Consider the following 1,712-nt stretch of genomic DNA (forward strand, 5'->3'; position numbering starts at 1 on the left):
CTGTCGGGTGAGGGCGCCGGTGTCGGTGACCGGCAGGTCCGTCCAGGCGATGTCGGGTGTGTGGTCCAGGAGTTGACGCAGTGTGCTCAAGGGCACCGTCCGGTCGGTGTCCGAGCTGGCGGCGCTCAGCACGGTGGCGCCGTCGTGCTCCGCCCGCGCGGCGAAGGTCTCCAGGAGCTCACTCTTGCCGGACCCCGCGGCCCCCTCGATCAGAACGATTCCCCCCGTACCCGACCGGCTCTCCCGAAGCGCGGTCCCGAGTTCGGCCAGTTCGGATTTCTGGTCTATCAGCTGCAATGAAGTTCCCCCGTCATTTAGCTTTGAACAACGACGACCAGAGCGGTCGGTGTCGTCGACTGAACTCGCCTGTCCTACCTCCGGGTGGCCTGGATCGGTCGGGTCGCAAGGGCGGTGGATCCCAGGGTGGTGCGTTGACGGCGGGTCGGTTCGCCGGTCGTGCCGCTGGATGACGGGCGGCAGCGTCCCCGAACCCCGGTCAGTCCCCCGTGCATCGACCCTCGTCCGGCGCCCATACGGTACCGGCTCGTTTCTGTGGCCTGGATCACGGTTGTGTTTCGCTCGGATTGCCTCCGCGGCGGGGTCTGCGCGGCCGGCAGGGGTGGCCTCGGGGGATCGCCCCGGGCACCGGATCGTCAGGTGTGTCCGTGTGGGCGTCCTTTCGTCCGGAGGATGCATCGCCGCCGGTCACAGGGGTGGCGGCGGCGATGGGCAGATTATGGCACGAGCCAATGTCAGAGCCGGAGTTGTGAATTAGCGGATGGATGTATTCCCTTTGTGGCGATGAGCTAGGGGTGGCCGGACAGGGGAGGTAGGGGATCGGATAGGGGAGGCGCCGCCCGGCATTCAGGGGGCGATCCCGGTAGCTATCGCCCGACCTCATGGACTGGAATGAGGCCGGAGCGGGCCGAACCCGCTCCCCGGACCCCCGCCGTGACGCCCAGCCGGATGACGGCGGGGCCCACCCGCTGCCCCCGAGGCCCCTGTCAGCGAGTTCACCGAAGACCGATCGATGCGACACGACAGGCCACGGGCCGGCGGGCGTTGTGCCCCGGAGCCCGGGCCGGGTGCAGCCGGACGGGCGGACGCGAACGCGCCGCGCCGGGCGGCGGGTTCGTCGCTCCGGCAGGCACCCGCCCGCCGAGGCGCCGTCAGGCGTGCCCGTGCGACGCGTGCGCGGCCGTCCGCACCCGCCGGCCCGGCGACCTCGCCGTCCGGGCGGGCCGGTGAGTCCGAACGTCGTTGGAAGGTTGGAAGGGACGTCGAGTGACCAAGGAAAGCGGTACGTGGCTGCGGCGGTTCCATCCCGGTCCCGAGGGTGGGCCCCGGCTGGTCTGCTTCCCGCACGCGGGTGGTTCCGCGCCGTACTTCCACCCCGTCTCGCGGGACCTGTCGCCGGTGCTGGACGTCCTGGCGGTGCAGTACCCGGGCCGGCAGGAGCGCCGCCACGAACCGCGGATCACCGACATCGCGGACCTGGCCGACGCGCTGATGGCCGAGATCGGCCCGCTGGCGGACCGGCCGCTCGCGTTCTTCGGCCACAGCATGGGAGCCGTCGTCGCGTTCGAGGTCGCGCTGCGGCTGCGGGAACGGGGAGTGACCCCCGTCGCCCTGTTCGCCTCCGGCCGGCGGGCGCCCTCGGCCGTGCGGGAGGAGACCCTCTACCAGGAGAGCGACCGGGCGCTGGTCGCCGA

2 protein-coding genes are annotated in these 1,712 nt (G+C 71.5%); one reads left to right on the top strand and one right to left on the bottom strand.

Features of this window, described 5'->3' with window-relative positions:
• A partial coding sequence (locus tag AB0J08_RS41585; protein WP_360645405.1) for an ATP-binding protein occupies positions 1–297 on the bottom strand: 297 nt, incomplete at its 3' end.
• A 987-nt stretch (positions 298–1,284) separates the two neighbouring features.
• Between AB0J08_RS41585 and AB0J08_RS41590 the strand changes: the two genes are divergently transcribed.
• Positions 1,285–1,712 (top strand): alpha/beta fold hydrolase (locus tag AB0J08_RS41590; protein ID WP_360645408.1); only part of this gene is annotated, 428 nt, incomplete at its 3' end.

Origin of the sequence: Kitasatospora sp. NPDC050463, assembly GCF_040655255.1 — a bacterium.
Taxonomy (GTDB): domain Bacteria; phylum Actinomycetota; class Actinomycetes; order Streptomycetales; family Streptomycetaceae; genus Kitasatospora.